Source organism: Streptomyces milbemycinicus (genome assembly GCF_002154605.1).
GTDB classification, from domain to species: domain Bacteria; phylum Actinomycetota; class Actinomycetes; order Streptomycetales; family Streptomycetaceae; genus Streptomyces; species Streptomyces milbemycinicus.
The window spans coordinates 1-4411 of sequence record NZ_MUNE01000492.1; the positions used below are offsets into that span (position 1 = coordinate 1).

2 protein-coding genes and 1 pseudogene are annotated in these 4411 nt (G+C 74.3%); all 3 read right to left on the reverse strand.

The features are described from left to right. Positions 1 to 1458, reverse strand: a 1458-nt coding sequence (locus tag CCN51_RS34955) for a VWA domain-containing protein (protein ID WP_086860512.1), incomplete at its 3' end; no start/stop codon positions are given. A gap of 12 nt (positions 1459 to 1470) precedes the next feature. Further along, entirely contained in the window at positions 1471 to 3828 is a 2358-nt protein-coding gene (locus tag CCN51_RS34960; RefSeq protein ID WP_014178924.1) for a serine/threonine-protein kinase, read from the reverse strand. Between the two features lie 37 nt (positions 3829 to 3865). Then, positions 3866 to 4411, reverse strand: a pseudogene (locus CCN51_RS34965) (serine protease); the annotation flags it as partial.

Below are 4411 nucleotides of genomic sequence, written 5' to 3' on the forward strand. Positions count from 1 at the left end.
GCCCGGGCCCGGGCCGCGGAAGCGGCTGCTCTCCTCGGACAGCACCATGGCCGAGTTCAGGTCGAGCGGCCGGATCCGCTCGCGCAGCCGCACCTCGCCCGCCGCGGCGTCCACGATGTCGACCAGCCCGCGCAGCCGGTCCAGCATCTTCTCGTTGCCCAGCTCATGCGCCAGCCGGACCGCCCGGCCCCAGTGCGTCAGCGCCTGCCGCGGCTCGCCCGCCACATACGCGTCGTAGGCGGCGGTGACGGCGAGGCCGAGGGCGTCGTCCGCGCCGTAGTGGGCGAGCCGGGGGTGGATACGGGAGGACAGCAGCGGGTCGTCCGTCCAGCGGACCAGGACGGACTGCGCGGCGGGCAGCCGGATGCCGGCCGTACCGCCGCCGGACTGACCGCCCGCCGAGGCACTGCCCCCTGACATCTCGTCCAGCGACAGCTCGACCCAGGCCAGCTCGATCTCCTCGTCCTGTGCGTCGCCCTCCGGGTCGGCGGTCACACACACCTGGTACTCGCGCGCCTCGTCGCCCCATGGCCCGCTGCGCCACTCCCAGGTGCGCGGGTCGGGCCGGGTGCCCTCGGCGGTCAGGTCCACCCGGGTCGGATACACCTGCTTGACCATGCCGACCGCGCCGCCCGCGCGGGTCCGGATCCGGACCCGCAGCGCGGCCAGCGCCCGGGCCATCGAGCCGCGCGTCAGCGCCTCGAACTCGGCCGGCAGGTCGGAGTGGTCGAGGACCGCGTCGGCCCGGCCGCGCAGCCGCCGCACGATCTCCTTGAGCTCGGTGGCGTCCCAGCCGTCGCCGATGCCGCGGGCGTCGCAGGTGAAGCACGGGGCGCAGGCGTCGAGCACCCGCGCCAGATCGCCGGGGTCCTCGTGCTCGTTCTTGCCGTCGGTCAGCAGCAGGGTGTGTCGCAGCGCGGTGGGCTGCTCGGCGTGGAGGCGGCGGGCGAGGTCGAGCCAGGTGCCGATCGCGGTGCCGCCCAGCGCGGCGAGCTTCATGGCGGCGTGCGAGGCGGCGGCCTTGGTGTCGGGCCCGGCGACCGCCATGCCGCCGGTGGGCGGATAGACGACTTCGGCCCGCTCGGTGCCCTGGACGACCGCGAAGCGCGTGCCCTTGCGCAGGGCGGAGACGGCGGCGACGGTGGCCTTGCGGGCCGCCATGATCTTCGTCGGGGGCCAGGTCATCGACCCCGAGCAGTCGATGACGATGACCTCGGAAGCCGCGGCGCGGGCCGCGGCCGGGCCCAGGCCGCGGGCCTCGACCCTGACGATGGCGTGCATCTCGGCGCGGCCCGCGGCGGCCGGAAGGTACTCGTTCTGGTCGATGCGTAAGGTGATGGCGGCGCCGCGGCCCTCGTCCGCGCCGCAGTCCCCTGTCGCCTGATCGGCTCTTGCCTGATCGGCGGTTGCCCGATCCGTTCCCGCTGTGTCCGCTGTGTCCTCTGTGTCCTCGCTCATCCGATCCCCCTGTCAGACGCGGGTCATGGGCCTGACGGCGTTGGCCCGGTCGACCAGCACCTCCACGGCCTCGGGGCGGTCCGCCTGCTGGGCCAGGTCCCGCAGGGCCCTTTCGAGATCGGCGCGCACCACGGCCTCCTCGTCGCGCTTTCCGAACAGCGCCCCGGCCTCCTCCTTGTTCCCGTACCGGAGCACCCAGTCGAGGGCGACCTCCCACACCTCGGCGGTCAGCCGCTCGCGGGCGTGGCCCGAGGACCGTCCGTCGTCCAGATACAGCCGCGGCAGCCGGGTCAGCACCTCCGCGAAGTCCGCCTCGGTCGGCAGCCCGTCCGGGTGGCCCAGCCGGCCGGCCAGCACCCGCACCGTGGCGATCTGGGCGGCGTCGTGGTGGCGCGAGACCTTCGGCACCTCGCTGAGGACGTCGACCGCCCCGGTGCGGTCGCCCGCGGCCAGCCGCAGCCGGGCCAGGCCGAAAGCGGCGCTGCCCTGGGAGCGGTTGCGCTGCCAGACCGCCTGGTAGAACCGTTCCGCGGCGTCGTGGTCGGCCAGGTGCTCGGCGCAGTACCCGAGGGCGAGCTTGGGCGCGTACTCCCCGGGCAGCGCCCCGTACACCGCGTCGAACTCCCGCCGGGCCTCGGCCACCGCGCCCTCGGCGAGCCGCACCAGCGCGCGGTGCCAGTTCAGCCGCCATTCGTACGGCGCCCGGTCCCCGCCGATGATCCGCTCGACGGCCTTCACCTGGGCCTTTGCCTCGTCCACCTCGTCGAGTTCGAGATGGGCGCGGCAGATGCGGAACCGTATCTCGGCGGACTCGTGCGGAAAGGCCCGCAACTGCTCGATCAGCCGCCGCGGGCCGCTGTCGGTCGGGGTGTTGAGCAGCGCCGCGCCCGGGTCCTTGGCGTCGGGGAACGGCACCGGCAGCCCGAGCGGCACTCTCTTCGGGCCGGGCCGCCCGTCCGCGAGCACCGGACGGGCCTGACCGGTCAGCCAGCGCTCCAGACCGGGGATCCGGCCGAGCCCGGAGTCGAGCAGGGCCGCGGTCGGGGCGAACAGCGTGGAGGGCTCGGGCTGCTCCCGCTCCAGCCGCAGGGAATGGATCTCGCGGAGCACCCCGCGCAGCTGCTCGGCCATCTCGCGGGCGGAGCCGAACCGCTGCCGCGGGTCATAGGCCGTGGCGCGGGCCAGGAGCCTGTCGTACGACTCGCGGCCGAGGCCCGGCGGCCGCTGGGCGGCCCGCCTGACCTTGTCGGAGAGGTTCTTCAGGGTCTTCCCGACGCCGTAGAGGTCATGGAGCTCGGTGGGGAGGGCGCCGTGGTGGACCACCTCGGGGGCGGCGAACTTCTCGGTGATGACGGGACGGCCGTCCCGCTGCCCCAGCTGGCGGACCGCGCCGAGGTCGATCACCTTGACCCGGCCCTCGTGGTGCATGACATTGCTCGGCTTGAGGTCGCAGTAGACCAGCTTCTCGCCGTGCAGATACTCCAGCGCGTCGAGGGCCAGCGCGCCGTAGGTGAGGATGTGCTGGTAGACGCGCGGTCCGTCGAAGTGCGGGTCGACGCGGGCGATGTAGTCCCCGATCGTCGAGAGGGTCACCCCGGCGACGAACTCCATCACGATGTAGCCCTGCGGCCGGCCGCTGCCGCGGGCCGGGTGGCGGACGTAGTTGATGATGCTGACAATGCCCGGGTGGTCGAGCATGGTCAGATAGCGGCGCTCCTCGATGGCCGCGCGCTGCGCCGTCTCGTCATCGTCGTTGATCAGCCCCTTGATGGCGACGGGCTGGCGGTCCAGCTGGGTGTCCTCGGCGAGATAGACCCAGCCCAGACCCCCGTACGCCACCCCGCCGATCACCTCGTACTGGCCGCCCAGCAGATCCCCGGGCCGCAGCTGCGGGGTGAAGTCGAAGGGGTGGCGGCAGCGGTGGCAGACCCCGGTCCACAGCGCGGGCTGCCCGGCGTATGCCGCGCCCACGGTCACCTCGCAGCCCGCGCAGGGCTGTCCCTGCGGGGGCGGCTGGGGATCGTCGATGACCAGGTCGCGGAGGGAGGGGAGTTCGACGCGCGGCAGGTCCATCAGGCCGTCGCCGGCGGGGCGGACGGTGAACTTCCGGGCCACGGCGCGCCGTCGTGCGCGGGCCGCGGTGGCGGTGGACTCGGACTCCAGGATGGCGGAGGCGGACGCGGACGCGGAGGCGGGCGCGGAGGCGGGCGCGGGCGCGGGTGTGTCGGGGGAGGGGCTGCCGACGGCCCGGCCCCGGGCCTTGCGGCCGCACTCCGAGCAGAAGCCCCGGACGTTGATCCGGCCGCGGCCGGCACCGGGGCAGTCGGGCCGGTCGCAGACCGCCGCCCCGCCGCTCGTCCCGTCCGTCATCCCTCTTCCTCCCCGTCTCTGCCCGTGTCTTCGCGGTTCACGGCCGGATCTCGTTGACGGCGCGCACGAACCGGTCGACCGCCTCCTCCGCGGCCGGCACGTCGTACGGCACCGAACGCAGCAGATCGAACGCCGCGCGCTGGAGCGGGATCAGCTCGGGGCGCTCGGCCGCGCCCATGGCGCCCAGCCGCACGGCGTAGGGGGTCAGCAGGCTCCGCAGCTCCGGGATGCGCCTCAGGTGCTCGTCGGCCGCGCACAGTGCCGCCGCCGCGTGCCGCAGGACCGTGGCCACCGAATGCTCGAAGGCGGCCATCTTGGCGATGATGTGATGGGTGTGCAGCTCGGGATCGTCGCGCAGTCTGAGCAGATTGATGCGCAGCGCCGAGGCGTTGCGGGTGTAGGGCGGGTTCAGGGCGGGGGAGAGCAGCGCGCGCCGCTCGGCCGCCTCGCGCTCGCGGCCCTCCGCGCGGGTCACCTGCCCGGCCAACTCGTCCAGCCAGGCGTCGATCCGCGCCCGCTCCGGGCGGAACAGCCGCTCGGCCAGGTGCAGGCCGGGCGCCTGCCGGTCGCGGAAGACCAGCAT

Excerpts from the sequence above, each read along its gene's own strand:
- CCN51_RS34960 (WP_014178924.1), bottom strand. The coding sequence starts at position 3,828 with ATGACGGACGGGACGAGCGGCGGGGCGGCGGTCTGCGACCGGCCCGAC.